17 protein-coding genes are annotated in these 18,122 nt (G+C 69.6%); 11 read left to right on the top strand and 6 right to left on the bottom strand.

From position 1 onward, the window contains the following. Positions 1-101: 101 nt before the first annotated feature. Together QM568_RS01760 and QM568_RS01755 are read right to left on the bottom strand one after the other, a co-directional pair. The gene (locus tag QM568_RS01760) at positions 102-770 is read right to left on the bottom strand and encodes a GTP cyclohydrolase II (RefSeq protein WP_415135188.1); all 669 of its coding nucleotides are present in this window, start codon (positions 768-770) and stop codon (positions 102-104) included. A gap of 27 nt (positions 771-797) precedes the next feature. Continuing rightward, the gene (locus QM568_RS01755) at positions 798-1,691 is read right to left on the bottom strand and encodes a DMT family transporter (protein WP_415135186.1); all 894 of its coding nucleotides are present in this window, start codon (positions 1,689-1,691) and stop codon (positions 798-800) included. A gap of 32 nt (positions 1,692-1,723) precedes the next feature. Here QM568_RS01755 and QM568_RS01750 point away from each other — a divergent pair, with 32 nt between their 5' ends. After that, complete coding sequence (locus tag QM568_RS01750; RefSeq protein ID WP_415135184.1) at positions 1,724-2,560, top strand: sulfurtransferase; 837 nt, start codon at positions 1,724-1,726, stop codon at positions 2,558-2,560. On the opposite strand, the gene QM568_RS01745 is transcribed toward QM568_RS01750, so the two are convergent. Beyond that, the gene (locus QM568_RS01745; RefSeq protein WP_415135182.1) at positions 2,548-3,474 is read right to left on the bottom strand and encodes a hypothetical protein; all 927 of its coding nucleotides are present in this window, start codon (positions 3,472-3,474) and stop codon (positions 2,548-2,550) included. The genes QM568_RS01750 and QM568_RS01745 overlap by 13 nt on opposite strands. A gap of 239 nt (positions 3,475-3,713) precedes the next feature. On the opposite strand from QM568_RS01745, the gene QM568_RS01740 reads away from it, so the two are divergent. Further along, positions 3,714-4,364: an acyl-CoA synthetase gene (locus QM568_RS01740; RefSeq protein WP_415135180.1), complete on the top strand. Its 651-nt coding sequence runs from the start codon at positions 3,714-3,716 to the stop codon at positions 4,362-4,364. Continuing rightward, a complete protein-coding gene (locus tag QM568_RS01735) occupies positions 4,361-4,714 on the top strand; it encodes a hypothetical protein (RefSeq protein ID WP_415135178.1) in 354 nt (117 codons plus the stop codon). Before QM568_RS01740 ends, QM568_RS01735 begins: the two co-directional genes overlap by 4 nt. A 3-nt stretch (positions 4,715-4,717) precedes the next feature. On the opposite strand, the gene purB is transcribed toward QM568_RS01735, so the two are convergent. Together purB and QM568_RS01725 are read right to left on the bottom strand one after the other, a co-directional pair. After that, positions 4,718-6,100, bottom strand: coding sequence for an adenylosuccinate lyase (gene purB, locus QM568_RS01730; protein WP_415135198.1), 1,383 nt, complete (start codon positions 6,098-6,100; stop codon positions 4,718-4,720). Between the two features lie 22 nt (positions 6,101-6,122). Then, positions 6,123-6,572, bottom strand: coding sequence for a low molecular weight protein-tyrosine-phosphatase (locus tag QM568_RS01725; RefSeq protein WP_415135196.1), 450 nt, complete (start codon positions 6,570-6,572; stop codon positions 6,123-6,125). Positions 6,573-6,759: 187 nt separating this feature from the next. Between QM568_RS01725 and QM568_RS01720 the strand changes: the two genes are divergently transcribed. The 8 genes from QM568_RS01720 to QM568_RS01685 all read left to right on the top strand — a co-directional run bounded on the left by QM568_RS01720 (position 6,760) and on the right by QM568_RS01685 (position 17,626). Beyond that, a complete protein-coding gene (locus QM568_RS01720) occupies positions 6,760-7,020 on the top strand; it encodes a hypothetical protein (RefSeq protein WP_415135176.1) in 261 nt (86 codons plus the stop codon). Further along, complete coding sequence (locus QM568_RS01715; protein ID WP_415135174.1) at positions 7,017-8,291, top strand: hypothetical protein; 1,275 nt, start codon at positions 7,017-7,019, stop codon at positions 8,289-8,291. Before QM568_RS01720 ends, QM568_RS01715 begins: the two co-directional genes overlap by 4 nt. A gap of 182 nt (positions 8,292-8,473) precedes the next feature. Continuing rightward, a complete protein-coding gene (locus QM568_RS01710; protein ID WP_415135172.1) occupies positions 8,474-11,383 on the top strand; it encodes a glycoside hydrolase family 3 C-terminal domain-containing protein in 2,910 nt (969 codons plus the stop codon). An 88-nt stretch (positions 11,384-11,471) separates the two neighbouring features. Beyond that, positions 11,472-13,901 carry a glycoside hydrolase family 3 C-terminal domain-containing protein gene (locus QM568_RS01705; RefSeq protein WP_415135170.1) on the top strand — a complete coding sequence of 810 codons (2,430 nt, stop codon included), beginning with the start codon at positions 11,472-11,474 and terminating at the stop codon, positions 13,899-13,901. Then, positions 13,901-14,527 (top strand): hypothetical protein, encoded by a 627-nt coding sequence (locus QM568_RS01700; protein WP_415135168.1) that lies wholly within the window; start codon positions 13,901-13,903, stop codon positions 14,525-14,527. The genes QM568_RS01705 and QM568_RS01700 overlap by 1 nt, the downstream gene beginning before the upstream one ends. Next, positions 14,524-15,567, top strand: coding sequence for a glycosyltransferase family 2 protein (locus QM568_RS01695; RefSeq protein ID WP_415135166.1), 1,044 nt, complete (start codon positions 14,524-14,526; stop codon positions 15,565-15,567). The genes QM568_RS01700 and QM568_RS01695 overlap by 4 nt, the downstream gene beginning before the upstream one ends. A 20-nt stretch (positions 15,568-15,587) precedes the next feature. After that, the gene (locus tag QM568_RS01690) at positions 15,588-16,310 is read left to right on the top strand and encodes a LytR/AlgR family response regulator transcription factor (RefSeq protein WP_415135164.1); all 723 of its coding nucleotides are present in this window, start codon (positions 15,588-15,590) and stop codon (positions 16,308-16,310) included. Then, entirely contained in the window at positions 16,307-17,626 is a 1,320-nt protein-coding gene (locus QM568_RS01685; RefSeq protein WP_415135162.1) for an ATP-binding protein, read from the top strand. The genes QM568_RS01690 and QM568_RS01685 overlap by 4 nt, the downstream gene beginning before the upstream one ends. Positions 17,627-17,654: 28 nt before the next feature. On the opposite strand, the gene QM568_RS01680 is transcribed toward QM568_RS01685, so the two are convergent. Further along, positions 17,655-18,059, bottom strand: a complete 405-nt coding sequence (locus QM568_RS01680; protein WP_415135160.1) for a phage holin family protein — start codon at positions 18,057-18,059, stop codon at positions 17,655-17,657. Between the last annotated feature and the right edge of the window lie 63 nt (positions 18,060-18,122).

Genomic DNA, 18,122 nt, shown 5'->3' with positions numbered 1-18,122 from the left:
GCGCGGGCCTCGCGCGCCAGAGCACGGCCCGCACCGCCCCGAGCACGGCCCGCACCGCCTGACGCCGCCACCACCGGGTCTCCCGGCGGGAGCGCCCTGATTCAGGCCGTCAGATCGAGCGTGTGCGCGGTGCGGTCGCGCTTGGTGTGCAGATAGCGCGTGTTCGCCTCGGACAGGTGCACGCCGGTGGGGACCCGCTCGGTCACCCTGATGCCGAGATCGGCGAGCTGCGTCGCCTTGTCGGGGTTGTTGCTGAGCAGGCGGATGCTGTCGGCACCCGCCGCGCGGAGCATCTGCGCCGCGGCCGTGTAGTCGCGCTCGTCCTCGTCGTGGCCGAGGGCGAGGTTGGCCTCGTAGGTGTCCAGGCCCGCATCCTGCAGCGCATAGGCGTCGAGTTTCGCGTACAGCCCGATGCCGCGGCCCTCCTGGCGCAGGTACAGCAGGAACCCGCCTTCGTCGGCGATGCGCTCGACCGCCTCGCGCAGCTGCGGGCCGCAGTCGCAGCGCTGCGAGCCGAACACGTCGCCGGTGAGGCATTCGCTGTGCGGTCGCACGAGCGGTGCCTCGCCGCCGGCCGCCGCGCGCTCCAGCGCTCCGCGCCAGTCGCCGAGGCCGAGCAGCAGGTGCTCGCGGCCGTCGGCGAGGGCGTGGAAGGTGGCGACGTCTGCGACGGCGGAGTACCCGTCGGCGAACCGCATCGGCACGCGCACGCGCGTCCGCTCGGTGGCGGGGGCGACGACGGCCGGGGTGATGGTCGGGGTTTCGATCATGACGGATGCAACGCCGCGCGGGCGGCGCTATTCCCCCGGTCGGGTGCGGACGAGCCGCAGCTCGCTGGCGAGCATGCCGAGCACGACGAGCCCGCCGCCGGCCAGCGCGAGCACCGGCAGACGCTCTCCGGCGATGCGGCCGACGACCCCCGCCCACACCGGCTCCCCGGCGTAGATGATCGTCGCGCGTGTCGGCGAGACCGACTTCTGCGCCCAGTTCATCGTCAACTGGATGAGCCAGCTCGCCGTGCCCAGCCCGACCGCCGCGCCCGCCCACGCCCAGTGGAACGCGGGCACGCTCTCGCCGACGACGGGCATGGTGAGGATGCCGAGCAGCCCTGCGACGAGCAGCTGGACGACGGTGACGCGCCCGAGATCGACGCCGCGCGCTGCGAACACGCTGATGAGGATGATCTCGCCGACCATGGGGAGCGTGCCGATCAGCGTCGCCGTCTCACCGGGGCCGAGCGCGAGGGAGAACACCGCGTCAGGCCCGGCGATGAGCAGCAGCCCCGCGCAGGCGAGGCCGGCGCCGACGAACGCCATCGCGGGGGGTCGTCTGCGCAGCACTGCCCACTGCGCGATGGGGACCAGCGGCACGTACATCGCGGTGATGAACGCCGACGTGCTCGAATCGATCGTCTGCATGCCCATCGTCTGCAGCCCGTACCCGCCGCAGATCATGACGCCGATGGCCGCGCCGGCGCCGATGTCGCTCCACCGCATGCCGCGCAGCGCCCGGCGGAAGACGATGGCGGCGATGACCCCGGCGATCAGGAAGCGGATGCCGACGAAGAACCACGGTCCTGCATGCCGCATCGCCCAGTGCACGAGCAGGAACGAGCTGCCCCAGACCGCGGTGATCGCGATGAGCGCCATCTCCTGGGGGCGAAAGCGCAGAAGATGCAGGCGAGTGGGCACGCTCGAGGATACCGGGCGCTAGCCTCGGAGCCATGAGCCAGTTCGTGAGCGCCGACGCCCTGAAGACCCTGCTCGACGAGGGCGCGCCGGTGCGCGTCCTCGATGTGCGCTGGCGGCTCGAGCAGCCGGACGGCAGGGACGCGTATCTCGCGGGCCACGTGCCGGGAGCCGTCTACGTGCCCCTCGACCTCGAGCTCTCCGCCCACGGCGCCCCCGCCGATGGCCGGCATCCGCTCCCGTCGACGCTCGCCCTGCAGCAGGCGGCCCGTCGCTGGGGCGTGCGGCAGGGCGACGCCGTCGTCGTCTACGACGACGCGAAGGGCGTCCCGGCGGCCCGTGCCTGGTGGCTGCTGCGTCAGGCCGGCGTCGACGTGAAGGTGCTCGACGGCGGCATCCGCTCGTGGATCGCAGCCGGTTTCGACGTCGTGACCGCAGACGCCGCCCCCGCACCAGGAGACGTCGTATTCGCCGAGATCGGCGCTGACGCGATCTCGATCGACGAGGCGGCGGCGCTGCCGGCATCCGGGGTGCTGCTGGACGTGCGCGCGCCCGAGCGCTACCGCGGCGAGACCGAGCCGCTCGACCCGGTGGCCGGTCACATCCCCGGCGCGCGGAACCTGCCCACCGTGCGGCATCTCGACGACGCCGGGCGCATCCTCGATCACGACACCGTGCGCGCCGCGTTCGCCGACACCGGGGTCGTGCCGGGGGTGGCTGCCGCCGCCTACTGCGGATCCGGCGTGACCGCGGCGCACACGGCCCTGATCGCGGCGGAGGTCGGTCTGGACGTCAAGGTGTTCCCCGGCTCTTGGAGCCAGTGGTCGAACACCCCTGGGCGTCCGGTGGCGACGGGGGATCAGTCCGGCTGAGCGGGGCGTTCGCCGTAGCCCCAGCTGATCTGCACCGCGCCGGGTCCGAAGTTGTGGTGCAGGCGGTGCACGGCCGAGCTCCCGTTGAGGTGCAACGGCGTGAACTGGACGCCCTGCGGCGTGTCCACCTTCTCCTCGATCCAATCGGGGAGGGCGTCGGGGTGGAACCTCGTCCACAGCAGCAGCTCCCGGCACGGGCGTCCGACGGCGTGGCCGGTTTCCATCGTTGGCGGGGCATTCCCTGCCTGTTCGGCCATCGATTCGATGACGGTGGTGGCGGGGGCTTCCAGCGGCTGCTCCAGTTCGAACAGCGCGCCGTGCACCTCGCCGTCCGGGTGCGAATACCGCATTGCGATGCGCCCGCCCGATACGGCTGACAGCACCGGAGCCGCTGCCGCCTCGCCGGGGGTGATGTGCAGGAAGGGGATCGCCGTCGTCGTGCCCGTCGTCGACTGCAGGACGCTGCGGCCGACACAGCGCACGACAGCGCCGTCGGGCCCGACGTCGGTGACCGAGTGCGTCGTGATCTCGCGGGTCGTGCCGGGGTAGGCGGCACCGAGCGCCCTGAACGTCTCGGCCACTTTGCGTTCGAGCTCATCGGTCTCGAGGGGGAACCGGATCGGGCCGAGCGGCCCGGTGCGGTTCGTGCCGACGACGGCGCCGGTGAGACTGCCCGCATCGAGGCGCAGCACCTCCTCGATGACGGCCAGTGCCGTCATCGACTGGGTGCCCTCGGGGCGCCGCGCACCGGAGCGCCAGTAGCTGAGAGTCGCCATCGACACGGGGGTGCCGCGTTGCGAGAGCTGCGTGTGCAACCAGGAGAGCGTGACGCCGCGAGCATCGATGCCCTCGCGCAGAGTCGTCGCGACCGGATCGGTGCGCGCCGACCGGTGTGCCCGTTCGGAGACCGTCACACTGCCCTCCGAGGTATGTGAAAGAACTCGCTCTATCCTTAAGCATACGACCACGCACGGGACCGCAGGGAATGGCGGTGAGCGCTGCGGGTCGCTTGATCGGCGCCCGGACGCCGGTCTGACGCAGTGATGCCCCCTCAACTGCGTGACTCGTGGGGCCTGGCGGTCGATCTGGGGAGATCAGCCCAGGCCCCACGAACGTCCTCAGGTCGGCGGGCCCGCGCGTAGACTGGAGAATCATGTCTGCTCCCGCCCGCGCGTTCACCGTGCGCCACGTTCAGATCGTGCGCGCGCTGTTCGCCGCCGTTGCCGCGATCATGATCACCTTCTCGACCGATCACTCCTCCGGCGTGGGTCTCGCGGTGTTCAGCGGTTTCGCCCTGACCACCGCGCTCGTGCTCGCCCTGTCGGCCTGGCTCGTGCTGCCTGCCCGCTCCCGCTGGCCGTACGTGCTGCTCGCCGCCGTCGGCTTCGTCACCGGAATGGCCGCGGGCGTGCCCGCCTGGCGCACCGATGACCTCTACTTCGTCGTGGTCGTCGCGTGGGCACTGGGCACCGGCGTCGTCGAGCTCATCGCCGGGCTGCGCGCGCGCGGTACCGGCTCCCCGACGGCGCGCGACGCGATCACGGTCGGCGCGCTCGGCATCCTGCTGGGCGCCGCGCTGCTGGCTATCCCGGCCGGATTCTCGCAGGCGTACGCGATCAAGGGGGCCGGCGCGTTCGAGCTGACCGGCATCATCCTCGGCGTCGGCTTCTTCGGCGGCTACGCCGCCATCGTCGCCGTCTTCCTCGGCATCGCCGGGCTCACCCCGAAGACGGCGGATGCCGTTGCCGCCGGGTCAGCGCAGGACCTGCCGGCGACCGGGCACGCCCGGCCAGGAGAGCGATGAGCGACGAGAAGCCGACCAGGCGCGACATCCTGCGCCCCCTGCACCTGCTGGGCATCGCCCTGGCCTGCGGCGTCTTCGCGAGCGTGGTGACCTTCGTGTCGACGGGTGCTTTCACGACTCGCGTGAACCTGGCGATCGCCAACGGCTCGTACGAGGGGCTCACCCCGATCGCCCTCGGCCTCGTCGTCGGCGGCGGCGCGTTCATCGTGACGCTGCTGCTGCTGTCGATGCTCATCCTCGCCGTCGACCCGACCACGATCACCAAGACCGTCGACCGTCCGGTGCTCTACGCCCCCGAGCCCGCGGAGGGCGACGCCCCCGAGGCCCCCGACGTTCCGCGGGCGCCGTAGGCGTCAGCGCGCGAGCTGCTCGGCGATGCCGGTGTAGGTCGCGGGGGTGAGAGCGAGCAGGCGCTGCTTCGCGGCATCCCCGATCTCGAGCCCCTCGACGAACGCCGCGAGGTCCTCTGCGCCGACACGGTGGCCGCGGGTGAGCTCCTTGAGCAGCGCGTACGGGTCCTGGATCGTCGAGCGCCCGGCGGTGACCTCGGCGCGGATGACGGTCTGGATCGCCTCGGCGAGCACTTCCCAGTTCACGTCGAGGTCGGCGAGCAGCACGTCGCGCGACAGCGAGATCGCGTTCAGGCCGCGGCGCAGGTTGTCCAGCGCCAGCAGCGAGTGCCCGAAGGCGACGCCGATGTTGCGCTGCGTCGTCGAGTCGGTGAGGTCGCGCTGCATCCGCGAGGTCACCAGCGTCTGCGACAGCGAGTTCAGCAGGGCTCCGGCGATCTCGAGGTTCGCCTCGGCGTTCTCGAAGCGGATCGGGTTGATCTTGTGCGGCATCGTCGAGGACCCGGTGGCACCGGCCACGGGGATCTGCGCGAAGTAGCCGAGCGAGATGTAGGTCCAGATGTCGGTGGCGAGGTTGTGCAGGATGCCGCCGGCGTGACGCACCCGGTCGTACAGCTCGACCTGCCAGTCGTGCGACTCGATCTGCGTGGTGAGGGGGTTGAACCCCAGCCCGAGGCCTTCGATGTAGGCGCGGGTCAGCGCCGGCCAGTCCACCGACGGCTCGGCGGCGAGGTGGGCCGACCAGGTGCCCGTCGCGCCGGAGAACTTCGCGAGGTAGTCGGATGCCGCGATCTGACTGCGCACGCGCTCGAGGCGCCACGCGAAGACCGCGAGCTCCTTGCCCATGGTCGACGGGGTCGCCGGCTGCCCGTGGGTGCGTGAGAGCATCGCGGCGTCGGCGTGCTCGACAGCCAGCTCGCGCAGCTTCGCGATCACTGCGTCCAGGGCCGGCAGCCAGACCTCGTCGACGGCGCGCTTCACGGTGAGCGCGTAGGAGGCGGAGTTGATGTCCTCGCTCGTGCAGGCGAAGTGCGTGAGCTCGGCGATGCGGTCCAGGCCCAGCGTCGACAGGCGGTCGCGCACGAGGTACTCGATCGCCTTCACGTCGTGCTGCGTGACGGCCTCCTTCTCGGCGAGCCAATCGATCTCCGCCTGGCCGAAGTCGCGGTAGAGGGCGCGCAGGCTCTCCTTGTCGGCATCCGTCAGCGGCGCCGTCTCGAACAGCGAGCGGTCGGTGAGGGCGATGAGCCACTCCACCTCGACCTCGACGCGGGCGCGGTTCAGGCCCGCCTCGGAGAGGTAGTTGGCGAGACCGGTGACAGCGGCGCGGTAGCGGCCGTCGAGCGGGCTCAGGGGCTGCGGCGGGAGCGAGGGGTGGGAAGTCAGGGGAGTCCTCCTGATCGGGCCCCTAGGGGCGGGGCGTGCGAGGGGCGCGGAGGGCAGGTTCCAGCTGACGGAACAGGCCGCGGGTCGCCGTCTCGATCATACCGAGCACGGCATCGAACATCTCCGTGCCGGCGTAGTAGGGGTCGGGGACGTCCAGTGTCTGCGCGAGCGGGTCGAACGAGAGCAGCAGCGTGACCTTGCCCTCCTCGTCGTCATTGCGGGCCCACTCGCGGAGGTTGCGCTCATGGGTGCGATCGAGTGCGACGATGAGGTCGTTCTCGGCGAAGGAGCCGAAGGTGAACTGCTTCGCACGGTGCTGCGAGCCGTCGTAGCCTCGGCGGGCGAGGGCGTCGAGGGTGCGCTCGTCGGCGCGCTCGCCCAGATGCCAGTCCCCGGTGCCGGCGCTGCGCGAGACGATGCGCGCGCCGAGCCCCTGCCGCACCGCGAGATCGCGGAAGACCACCTCCGCCATCGGCGAGCGGCAGATGTTCCCCGTGCAGACGAAGAGCACGCGGAAGGGATCCGGAGACGTCACCCACCCATTCTGCCCGTCGGCTCTCTTCCTGCACAGCCCGGGTTGATCGCGGGGTTTGCACATAACCCGCGGATCCTGCGGCTTCGGGCGAGCGGGAGCTGCGGGAAAGGCGGATGCTGTCGGCATGTACTCATTCACGATCGCAGGGACCGGGACATCGCAGGACGCGTGGCGGTGGTTGCAGGCGTGCGCGGCCGTCGACGACGCCATCGCCGCCATGAACGCGGCGGGGGCACGACTGATCGGCCTCACCGCAGACACCCAGTGGGCCGCTGACGGCGTACGCATGCTCAACAGCAGGCTGGTGCAGCTGCAGACCGAGGCGGGGCTGGAGGCGAGCCGGCTCAGCAGCCGGGCCTGGGAGCTCGATCGGGGGGCGCTATGAGCGGCGAGATCGACATCTCCCACGGCGGGGCGATCGTCGTCGACCCGGAGGAGCTGCGCGACGTGGCCGCCCGGATGGTCGGCCTCGGCGACGAGTTCGCGGCGGCGGCGTCTGCGGCGCGCAACGCGCACAGACACATCGTCGAGGTGCCTGGGCTCAGCGCGCAGGTCGACACGGTGGCGCTCTGGGCGAGCGCCGATGCCGCCGCCCGCATGCAGGACCTGTGCGAAGAGGCCGTGCGCGGCACGCGGCTCATGGCCGACGTGTACGAGTACACCGAGCTCAGGGTCGCCGCCGACGCCCTGGCGCTGCGCGACCGGGCGGCCGCCGAGGCGATGCAACGGCGCATGGACGCGCTCGTCGCGTCCGATCCGCGCATCGTCGACATGTCGACGATGCTCGTCGCGGGCTGGGAGCAGCGGCGGTTCGAGGGTCTCGACGGCCAGTTCGTGCCAGAACTCGTGAGCATGCTGTTCGGACTGGCGCGCTTCACCGGCACGAACCTGCCGTTCCGCACGGTCTGGCCGGGCGGTTTCACCCGCGTGCACCACGAGGTGCAGATCTGCCCGGTGAAGACCTCGCGGCCGCTGTCGTCACCGGACAGCATCGCGGTCGCGCTCGAGCGGATCCCGGTGACGGACGGTGCCCAGATCGCGGTCGAGAGATACACGATGCCCGACGGCGAGCACCGGTTCGTCGCCTACGTGCAGGGCACGCAGGCGCCAGGCGCCGGAGGCCCCGAGCCGTGGGACATGCAGTCGAACATCGAGCTGTACACCGGGCGCATGTCCGCCTCCTATCAGGCGACGCTGGACGCGCTGGCGGCGGCGGGTGCGCGGCCGGGCGACGAGGTCGATGTCGTCGGCCACTCCCAGGCCGGCATGATCGCCGCCTACCTCTCGCTGGAGAGCGTGTACGACGTGAAGGTGCAGATCACCGCTGGCAGTCCCGTCGAGCCGTCGCTGCGCGACGATCAGCTGCTCGTGCAGCTGCGGCACACCGACGACGTCGTGAACAGCCTCTCCGGCGGCGGGTCGGCCGGCGGCAGCGGGTCGCCGGACAGCTTCACGGTCACGCGCGAGGGCGATCCGGCCCTCGGACTGCAGGACCTGTGGGTGAAGTCGCACTTCCTCGACAGCTACATCGAGACGGCGCAGCTGGCCGAGGACTCGGGCGATCCGCGGGTGGAGGCGCTCGACGAGCTCTGGGCGGGGCTGGATAAGGCGGTGGAGATCGAGCGCACCGAGTACCACGCCGAGCGCACAGGATGAGGGGCGGCTGCACGGGCCGGAGCCGAGGTGCGCGCGCGATCCTGACTGCGCGCGATCCTGACAGGTTGTGCGCCCGAATCGACAGACTGTCGAACGCGGCCGCATTCGCGACGCCGCGTCGGTCAGGCTGAATGGCGGCGGGTGGCGATCGGCCCCGGCCTGCCTCTCAGCAAAGGAGCAACATGAGCAGTTCGCGCGCGGCATCCCCGTCGCCGAAGGCGGGCGCGAAGCGGCGTCTGTCGACTGTGACAGCGGTGATCGTCTACATCATCGCTGCACTTCTGGCGGTCGTCCTCATCGTCGGCAACTACTTCGCCAACAGGTACTTCGACCTCATCTCCGTCTATCTCGGACAGCCGACGCAACAGGTCGAGTCGGCAGAGGGCGAGGAGACAGAGCACTTCTCCAGCAGCTTCTCCGACGATGAGGAGCGCCAGGAATACCTCGAGACGGTGTCGACCGACATCTCTCGCGAGGGGATCACGCTCCTGCAGAACTCGGGGAGCCTCCCTCTCGCCGACAGCGCCCGCATCACCGTGTTCGGCCAGGACGCTGTCGACCCGGTGTACGGCGGCGGCGGGGCCGGATCGGTCGATGCCAGCAAGGCGGTCACGCTCGGCGAGGGCCTGGAGCAGGCCGGCTTCACCGTCAACCCGACGCTCTGGGACTTCTACGAGACCGGCGCTGGTTCCGAGTACCGCAAGACCACTCCCGATGTCTACGGGAAGGGCGAGTACGCCGTGAACGAGGTGCCGCGCAGCGTGTACACGGACGATGTCATCTCCAGCTTCGCTGACTACAGCGACGCGGCTGTCGTCGTGATCGGCCGCTCCGGCGGGGAGACGGCGGATCTCTCGTCCACGCCGGCCGCCGACGGGTCGACCTACCTCCAGCTCTCTGCCGATGAGCGCGACATGATCGCGCTGGCCTCCGAGAACTTCGACGATGTCATCGTCGTGCTGAACACGTCCAACCCGCTCGAGCTCGGGTTCCTCGCCGAGCTCCAGGTCGACGCAGCGCTGTGGGTCGGCTCTCTCGGCGAGCGCGGGGCGATCGCCGTGGGCGAAGTGCTCAGCGGTGCGGTGAATCCGTCAGGCGCCCTCGTCGACACCTACGCATCCGACTCCCTGAGCGCGCCTGCGATGGCGAACTTCGGCAGCTACTCGATCGCCAACAGCGACGTCTTCATGGGCAACGGCTACCTCGCGTACGCCGAGGGGATCTACGTCGGGTACGCGTACTACGAGACGCGGTACGAGGATGTGGTGCTCGGAACCTCCGGCGCGGGCGACTTCGACTACGAGAGCGCGATCCAGTACCCGTTCGGATTCGGATCCTCCTACACCTCGTTCGAGTGGAGCGGCTACTCGGTCTCCGAGGGCGATGACGCCTACGTCGTCGACGTCACGGTCGAGAACACGGGGGAGCGTGCAGGCAAGGACATCGTCCAGGTGTACCTGCAGTCGCCGTACACCGACTACGACCGTGAGAACGGCATCGAGAAGGCCGCCGTCGCGCTCGTCGGATATGCGAAGACGCCGGAGCTGGAGCCCGGCGCCACCGAGACGGTCTCCATCGAGGTGCCGAAGGAGTCGCTGCGGGCGTACGACGCTCACGGCGCGGGAACCTACATCGTCGACGCGGGCGACTACTACCTGACCGCCGCAGACGACGCGCACTCCGCGGTGAACAACGTTCTCGCCGCCAAGGGATTCACGACGGCGGACGGGATGGACGCCGACGGAGATGCCGCCTTCGTGCACGGGTTCACGATCGACGCTCTCGACACGACGACGTACGCGACGTCCGCCGCGACGGGCACCCCGATCGTGAACGCCTTCGACGACGTCGACCTCAGCACCTGGGACTCCGGGTTCGCCTACCTGAGCCGCTCGGACTGGGAGGGGACGTGGCCGACGACATACGCGGACGGCAGCTGGACGGCGCCGCAGGAGTTCGTCGACGCTCTCGACATCCTGAACGTCGAGGACGAGGATGCCGAAGCCCCGGTCTTCGACACGGTCGATGAGACCTACGGCGAGCTCAACGCCGCCATGCTCATCGGCGAAGACTACGACAGCCCGGCCTGGGACGCGCTGCTGGGCCAGGCGAGCCTGAGTGAGCTCGAAGAGCTGGTTCGCATCGGAGGCTACGCGACGCGCGCCGTCGAGTCGATCCAGCTGCCAGGCACCACGCTGAAGGACGGTCCTGCCGGTTTCTCGGCAACCCTCACGGGTGGCGAGAACGGTATGGCCTACCCTCCCGCGATCGTGCTCGCATCGTCGTGGAACGATGAACTAGCCGAGCGCATGGGCGATGCGATCGGCGAGGACAGCCTCTCGCTCGGATACGCGGGGTGGTACGCACCGTCGATCAACATCCACCGCACTCCCTACAGCGGCCGCAACTTCGAGTACCCGTCGGAGTCGTCGCTCCTGTCAGGGCGGATCGGTGCGGCGATGGTCGCGGGTGCGCAGAACAAGGGCGTGATCGTCTTCGTCAAGCACTTCGCGCTCAACGACCAGGAGGTCAACCGCATCGGCGGATCGATGCTCGCGAACGAGCAGTCGATTCGCGAGCTGTACCTCGAGCCCTTCGAGATCACCGTGCGCGAGGCGGATGCGCGAGGAGTGATGGTCTCGATGAACCGGATCGGTCCGCGCTGGACGGGTGGGCATGCCGGGCTCATCACCGACACCCTCCGCGGCGAGTGGGGATTCAACGGCGTCGTCGAGACCGACCAGGCCTCCTTCGATGTGTTCGCCTACGAGGACCTTCGCGAAGGGCTTGCCGCCGGGACCGACCTGTGGCTCAACACCGACGCTGAACGGTGGAAGCTGCCCGACGATGAGGTCACACCGACGGTGCAGACCGGCATCGTGAACGCCGCTCACAACATCGCGTACGCGATCGTGAACAGCAACGCCATGAACGGGCTGTCAGCGGGCGGCGAGCTCGTGTCCGTGACGCCGCCGTGGATGTGGGGGCTCGTCGTCCTCGACGTCGTGCTGGGCATCGCGTTGCTTGCGATCGTCTTCTTCGTCACCCGCCGGCTGATCCGTCAGCGTCAGGACCGACCGCAGGCGGCGTGAAACGGCAGGGCAGGGGGATGCTGAGACTCGGCGAGCCGGCATCCCCCTGCCGCAGGCGATGACGCAACAGCGTTGGAGAGACAAGAACGTGAAAGACACCGCAACCCTCGTCGGCGAGCTGACGCTGCTGGAGAAGGCGGCGCTGCTCAGCGGCGCCGACACCTGGCAGACCCGCGCGATCGAGCGCATCGGCCTGCCCGCCGTCTGGCTCGCGGACGGCCCGCACGGCGTGCGCAAGCAGGTCGGGTCGGCAGATCATCTCGGCATCAACGGCTCGGAGCCTGCGACCTGCTTCCCCACCGCTGCAACGCTGGCGGGGAGCTGGGACGACGAGCTGGCCGAGCAGATCGGTGCCGCGCTGGGCGCTGAGGCCTCGGCCCAGGGGGTCGGGGTGCTCCTCGGCCCCGGGCTGAACATCAAGCGCAGCCCGCTCGGCGGCCGCAACTTCGAGTACTTCTCCGAGGACCCTGAACTGTCGGGGCGGCTCGCCGCCGCGTACATCCGCGGCATCCAGTCGGCGGGGGTGGCGGCGACGCCCAAGCACTTCGCCGTCAACAGCCAGGAGCTGCGACGCATGGTCAGCGACAGCGTGGTCGATGAGCGCACCCTGCGCGAGATCTACCTCACGGCGTTCGAGATCGTCGTCCGCGAGGCCTCTCCCTGGGCGATCATGTCGTCCTACAACCTCGTCAACGGCGTGTACGCGCACGAGAACCCGCACCTGCTCACCGAGGTCCTCCGCGAGGAGTGGGGCTTCGACGGCGCCGTGGTCTCCGACTGGGGCGGCGGCAACGACCCCGTCGCGGCGGTGCGTGCAGGCGGAACCCTCGAGATGCCCTCGCCCGGCTTCGACTCGGCACGGGCCATCGTCGAGGCCGTCGAGTCCGGCTCCCTGCCGGTCGCGGACCTCGACGCCAGGGTGGCGGAGCTGATCGACCTGGTCCGTCACGTCACGGCCCATGGGCGCGCGAGCGTCGACCTCGACGCCCATCACGCGCTGGCGCGCCGGGCGGCGGCGGAGTCGGCGGTGCTGCTGCGCAACGAGGACGGCATCCTTCCGTTCCCGGAGGGGACGTCGATCGCGCTCGTCGGCGCCTTCGCGACGGCCCCTCGCTACCAGGGCGCCGGCTCCTCCCTGGTCAACGCGACGCGCGTGCCGACGCTCGCCGAGACGCTGGCGGCCTCGACGACGGTGGCCCTCGCGGGCGTGGCGCAGGGCTTCCGGCGAGACGGCAGGCCCGATCCCGCGCTGATCGACGAGGCTGTCGCCCTCGCAGCGCGCGCCGACGTCGTCGTGCTCGCCCTCGGGCTCCCGGAGATCGCCGAGTCCGAGGGGCTCGATCGCTCGACGCTCGCGCTCCCCGACGAGCAGGTGCGTCTGCTGGCCGCGATCCGCCGCGTCAACGCGAAGACGGTGGTCGTGCTCAGCGCCGGCGGCGCCGTCGAGACGCCGTGGGCAGCGGATGCCGCAGCCCTCCTGCACGCCTACCTCGGCGGACAGGCCGGCGCCGAGGCGATCGCAGACGTCCTCACCGGCGCCGCCGATCCGGCAGGGCGCCTCGCGGAGACGATGCCGGTCGCCCTGGCCGACACTCCGACCGCCGGGGCCTTCCCGAGCCGCGCGCGTACGGCGGAGTATCGCGAAGGACCGTTCATCGGCTACCGGTACTACGAGACCGCCGGAGTCCCCGTCGCCTTCCCCTTCGGCTACGGGCTCAGCTACACCCGCTTCGAGTACCGCGACCTCGTCGTGGACGACAGCGGTGCACAGGTCACGGTCGCCAACACCGGGGAACGCGCCGGAAGCGACGTCGTCCAGCTTTACGTCGGCCGCAGGGGCGACAGCGGCGTGCGGCGACCAGTGCGCGAGCTCAAGGGCTACGCGAAGGTGCGGCTCGAGCCTGGTGCGTCCCGCCGTGTGAGCATCCCGTTCGATGAGCGGACGTTCCGCTTCTTCGATGTCGGGAGCGACTTCTGGCAGGTGGAGGCCGGCGAGTACGAGATCGCCGTCGGCGGCCACCTGCACGATCTTCCGCTGCGCGCGACGGTGACACGGACCGGCGTGACGCTCACAGCATCCGCTGTTCCTCGCGCCGCTCGCACAGACTTGCGCACCCTGGACGATGCCGCCTTCGCCGCGGTGCTGCGGCGGCCGATCCCCGACTCCTCGTGGGGGACGGGGCCGCTGGGCGTCAACGATCCCATGGACCGGATGGCCTGCGCGCGCAGCGCCATGGCACGCACCGTGTTCCGCCTCCTGGACTCCCGTCGCCGCAAGGCCGAGGCGGCGGGCACCCCCGACCTGAACATCCTGTTCCTGCTGAACGGACCGTTCCGGGTGATCTCCAAGATGAGCGGGGGGCTCGCGACGAGCCGGCTCACCGCTGCCGTCCTCACCCTGGTGAACGGCCAGAGCGTCCGCGGTCTGGGCCGCGTCGTCGGCGCGTATATCGCCGGACGCCGCGAGGAGAGGGCGACGAAGAAGGCGTTCGACGCCGCCGCCGGAAGGAGTGCATGATGTTCACCGCGATCACGCACTGGTGGACCCGGTTCCAGGAGCGACGGCCCGAGCTGTCGAGGTTCCTGCTGTTCTTCGTGCTCTCCAACGGCGTCACCGTGCTGCAGCTGGTGCTCATGCCGATCTTCCGCTGGGCGTTCACCTCGTTCACGGCGATGACCGACGTGAGCTTCCAGGTCCTGCCGGTGGGCTCCAACGTCGACGGCAGCCAGTACTTCATGTTCGACTACGCGGCGGGACCGCTGCCCTCAGGCGGCGGCGGACTCGCCTACTTCCTCGCCGTGCAGATCACCCTCCTCATCGCCCAGATCATCAACTTCTTCCTGCAGCGCAACATCACCTTCAAATCGAACACCTCGATCTGGGTCGCGGCGTTCTGGTACGCCATCGCCTACGTGGCGATCACCTTCATCGCCGCGGCCGCACAGGGGTTCTACAAGGCGCCGATCTACGCCTTCTTCATGGACACCGCCGGCTGGGGCGCGACAGGTTCAGTCGTCGCCGACGTCATCACGATGATCATCAACTCGGCGATCTCCTTCTGGGTGTTCTACCCGATCTTCAAGGTCATCTTCCGCCAGGTGCCGGTCACGGGTGAGATCGTGGAGCAGAAAGGAGAGAAATGACCCCATCTTCCGGCATGCTCTATGGTGTGCCGCTGCTCACGATCATCATCCCCGCCTACAACGCCGAGGCCTACCTGAACCGTGCGATGGGGGCGATCGCCGGAACGAATCGAATCGAGATCGTCATCGTCGACGATGGCTCGGCCGACCGAACGGCCCAGATCGCCGACGCCTGGGCGGCACAGCATCCCGAGACGGTGCGGGTGATCCACCAGGACAATCGCGGTCACGGCGGTGCGATCAACGCCGGTCTCGCTGCGGCGCGCGGCGAGTTCGTCAAGGTGCTGGATGCCGATGACTGGCTGGACGCGCCGTCGTTGCGGATGCTGATCGACGTGCTCGCAGACTCCGCCGACGTCGACGCGGTCTTCACGGACTTCGTTCACGAACGCGTGGGGAAGTCGCCGAAGGTCGCGCGATTCGACACCGTGTTCCCTTCAGGGCGCGTGTTCGGATGGGAGCAGACCCAGCGCTTCGCCCGTCGGCAGGTGCTTATGATGCACGCGATCGTCTTCCGCACGAGCGTGGTGCGCGACAGCGGGCTGCGCCTGCCAGAGCACACGTTCTACGTCGACAACCTCTTCGTCGTCACGCCGCTCGTGCACGTGCGGCGCATGCGCTATCTGCCCGTCCCGCTCTACCGGTACTACATCGGCCGTGAGGGCCAGTCGGTGGCGCCCGAGGTGATGGTCAAGCGGGTCGATCAGCAGCTCAAAGTGAACCGGATGGCTCTGGCCGCGCTGCCCTCGCAGGCCGATGTCTTGCGAGGCGCCGTGCCCGTCCAGCTCTACCGCGCACTCGTGCACTACGTGGAGGGGGTGTGCGCCGTCACCAGCGCGACACTCGCCCGCGCCGGCACCCCCGACCACCTCGCGCAGCGTGACGAGTTCTGGCGCGAGGTCAAGGCGGAGAGCCCCTGGCTCTACTCCCAGATGCGGCGCACGCTGATCGGGACGACGAGCAACCTTCCCGGGCAGGCCGGTCGGCGGGCCACGAGCTTCGCCTACCATGTGGCGCGCAGGGTGGTCGGGTTCAGCTGACCGACCGTGGAGGTGCGGGAATGATTCGGATCGGGATCGTCGAGGATGACGCCGCAGCGGTCGAACGGCTGCTCTCGCACCTCGACCGCTATCAGCGCACGAGCGGCGAGCGTTTTCACATCGGGGCGTTCCGAGACGGCGCCGACGTGCTGGCGGAGTACCGCCCCGACTGGGACGTGCTGTTCCTCGATGTGCAGATGCCGCGGGTCGATGGCATGACGGCGGCGCGGCGGATCCGCGAGGTCGATTCGGAGGTCATCGTCGTGTTCGTCACGGCATCGCCCCACTACGCCGTCAGCGGGTACGAGGTCGACGCTCTGAGCTATCTGCTCAAGCCCGTCTCTTACACCTCGTTCGAGCACGAGATGGACCGCATCCTCGTCAGACTGCGCAGGCAGACCCGCCGCGAGATCCTGTTCACCGCCACCGACGGCGCCCGCCACCGGATCGCCGTTGACGACATCCGCTACATCGAATCGATGCGCCACCGCATCGACCTGCACACCCTGGACACCGTGTTCAGCATCGCCACCACCGTGAAGGCAATGGAGTCGGAGCTCGCGGACAAGGGATTCCTGCGCTGCCACAGCGGGCTGTTGGTGAACCTCCGGCATGTCACGGGCATCGAGGGGAACGACTGCCGCATCCGAGGGGGAGGCCTGCTGCCGATCAGCCGCCCGCGCAAGCGGGAGTTCCTCGCCGCCCTCGCCGAGCACGTGGGCTCTCGCGGAATCTCGGCGTGAACGACGTCGTCGGACCGGTCCTCGCCGAGATACCCCGCTACCTCACGGCCATCGCGGAATGGGGGGCGTGCCTGGTGTACCTCCTCATCGCCCGGCGCCGGTTCTCGCTGCTGCCGACGATCGGCATCGCGGTGCTGGGACTGGTGGTGCTGCTCGCGGTGCAGACCTGGGCGGGGACGCTCCCGATCGCGTGGTGGATCCCGGGGATGTCGGTGGCGGCCGCCGCGATGTTCGGCTTCGTCCATCTCGGGCTCGACACCACGGCGCGCGGGGCGGGGTTCATCGCTGCGCGCGCCTTCGTCCTCGCCGAGCTCGCAGCATCCGTCTACTGGCAGCTCGACAGGTTCTACGCGGGAAGGGTCGACGGCGCCGTCCAGGCCCTGGGCGCGCTGGTCGTCTACGGGGTCGTGCTCGGAGCGGTCGCGCTGATGGAGCGGCACCAGTTCAACCGGAGTGCGCGGCTGGATGCGAGCGGTGCGCTGCTGGTCGGCTCCGTTGCGATCGCGATCGCGACCTTCGGGATCTCGAACCTCAGCTTCGTGAGTGTTGATACGCCCTTCAGCGGCAGGTTCGGCAGCGAGATCCTCTACATCCGCACGCTGGTCGACCTCTGCGGGTGCATCGCCCTGCACGTGCAGCTGCGCGTGCACCACGAGGCGGTCGCCAGGCGCGACGCCGAGGCGATGGCCCAGCTGCTGCGCAGCCAGCACGATCAGTACGAGATCACCCGGCGCGCCATCGACGAGGTCAACCGCAAGCATCACGACATGAAGCACCACCTCGAGGCGATCCGGTCGGAGCAGGACGCTTCGGCGCGTTCGCGCATGCTCGACGATCTCGAGGACTCGATCCGCCGGTACGGTGCAGTGGTCGACACCGGCAACCACGTGCTCGACGCGATCATGACGGCGAAGCTCTCCAGGGCGGGTGAGCGCGGCATCGAGGTCTCCGTCGTCGCGGACGGCAGGCTCCTGTCGTTCATGCGCCCGCTGGAGCTGACCTCGCTCATCGGGAACGCGCTCGACAACGCCATCGAGGGAGCATCGACCCTGGCGCCGGATCAGCTCAGGCAGATCCGCTTCGCCGTGTTCTCCCAGGACGACTTCACGATGGTGCGGGTCGAGAACACCTTCGACGGCACGCTCCTGCGCGACGGGGATCGGATCGTGACCCGGCAGCGCGGCCGCGGGCACGGGTATGGCCTCCGCAACATCGAGACGGCCGCGGCCGCGTACGACGGGGTCGTCTCGGTCGCCTCCGACGAGAACTGGTTCTCTCTGCGGGTGCTGTTCCCGGTGCGGCTGCCAGCGGAGTGAACCGCGGGGCAGAGGATCGGGCCGGGACTCAGTCGCGCCGCGCGCGCTTCGACTGCGGCCGCAGGATGAAGCCGAAGACGCCGTTGATGATCGAGATGAGCAGGGCGGCGAGGACACCCCACCAGAAGTGGCCGACGGTGAGACCCCAGCCGAACGACTGGGTGATCCACGCGGTGAGCCAGAGCAGGAACCCGTTGATGACGAACCCGATGAGGCCGAAGGTGAGGATGTAGAGCGGGAAAGCGATGATCTTCACCACCGTGCCGATGATCGTGTTCACGAGGGCGAAGATCGCGGCCACCGCCAGCAGGGTGAGCACGAGCTGCAGGGTCTCGCCGGGCGCGAACGGGGTCACCGACACCTGCAGGGCGGGGATCAGCCGCACCACCCACAGGGCGAAGGCGTTCACGACGACTCTGATGACGAAGCGCATAGTGCTCCCAGTGTCACACGCCGCGGCGGAGATGTCAGCGGGTGGCACCGGCGAGGAGGAGCA

The sequence above is a fragment of the Microbacterium sp. genome (assembly GCF_047607465.1).
Lineage (GTDB): Bacteria > Actinomycetota > Actinomycetes > Actinomycetales > Microbacteriaceae > Microbacterium.
Note: the sequence above shows the minus strand (reverse complement) of the source record. Positions and strands in the feature narration are given on the sequence as shown.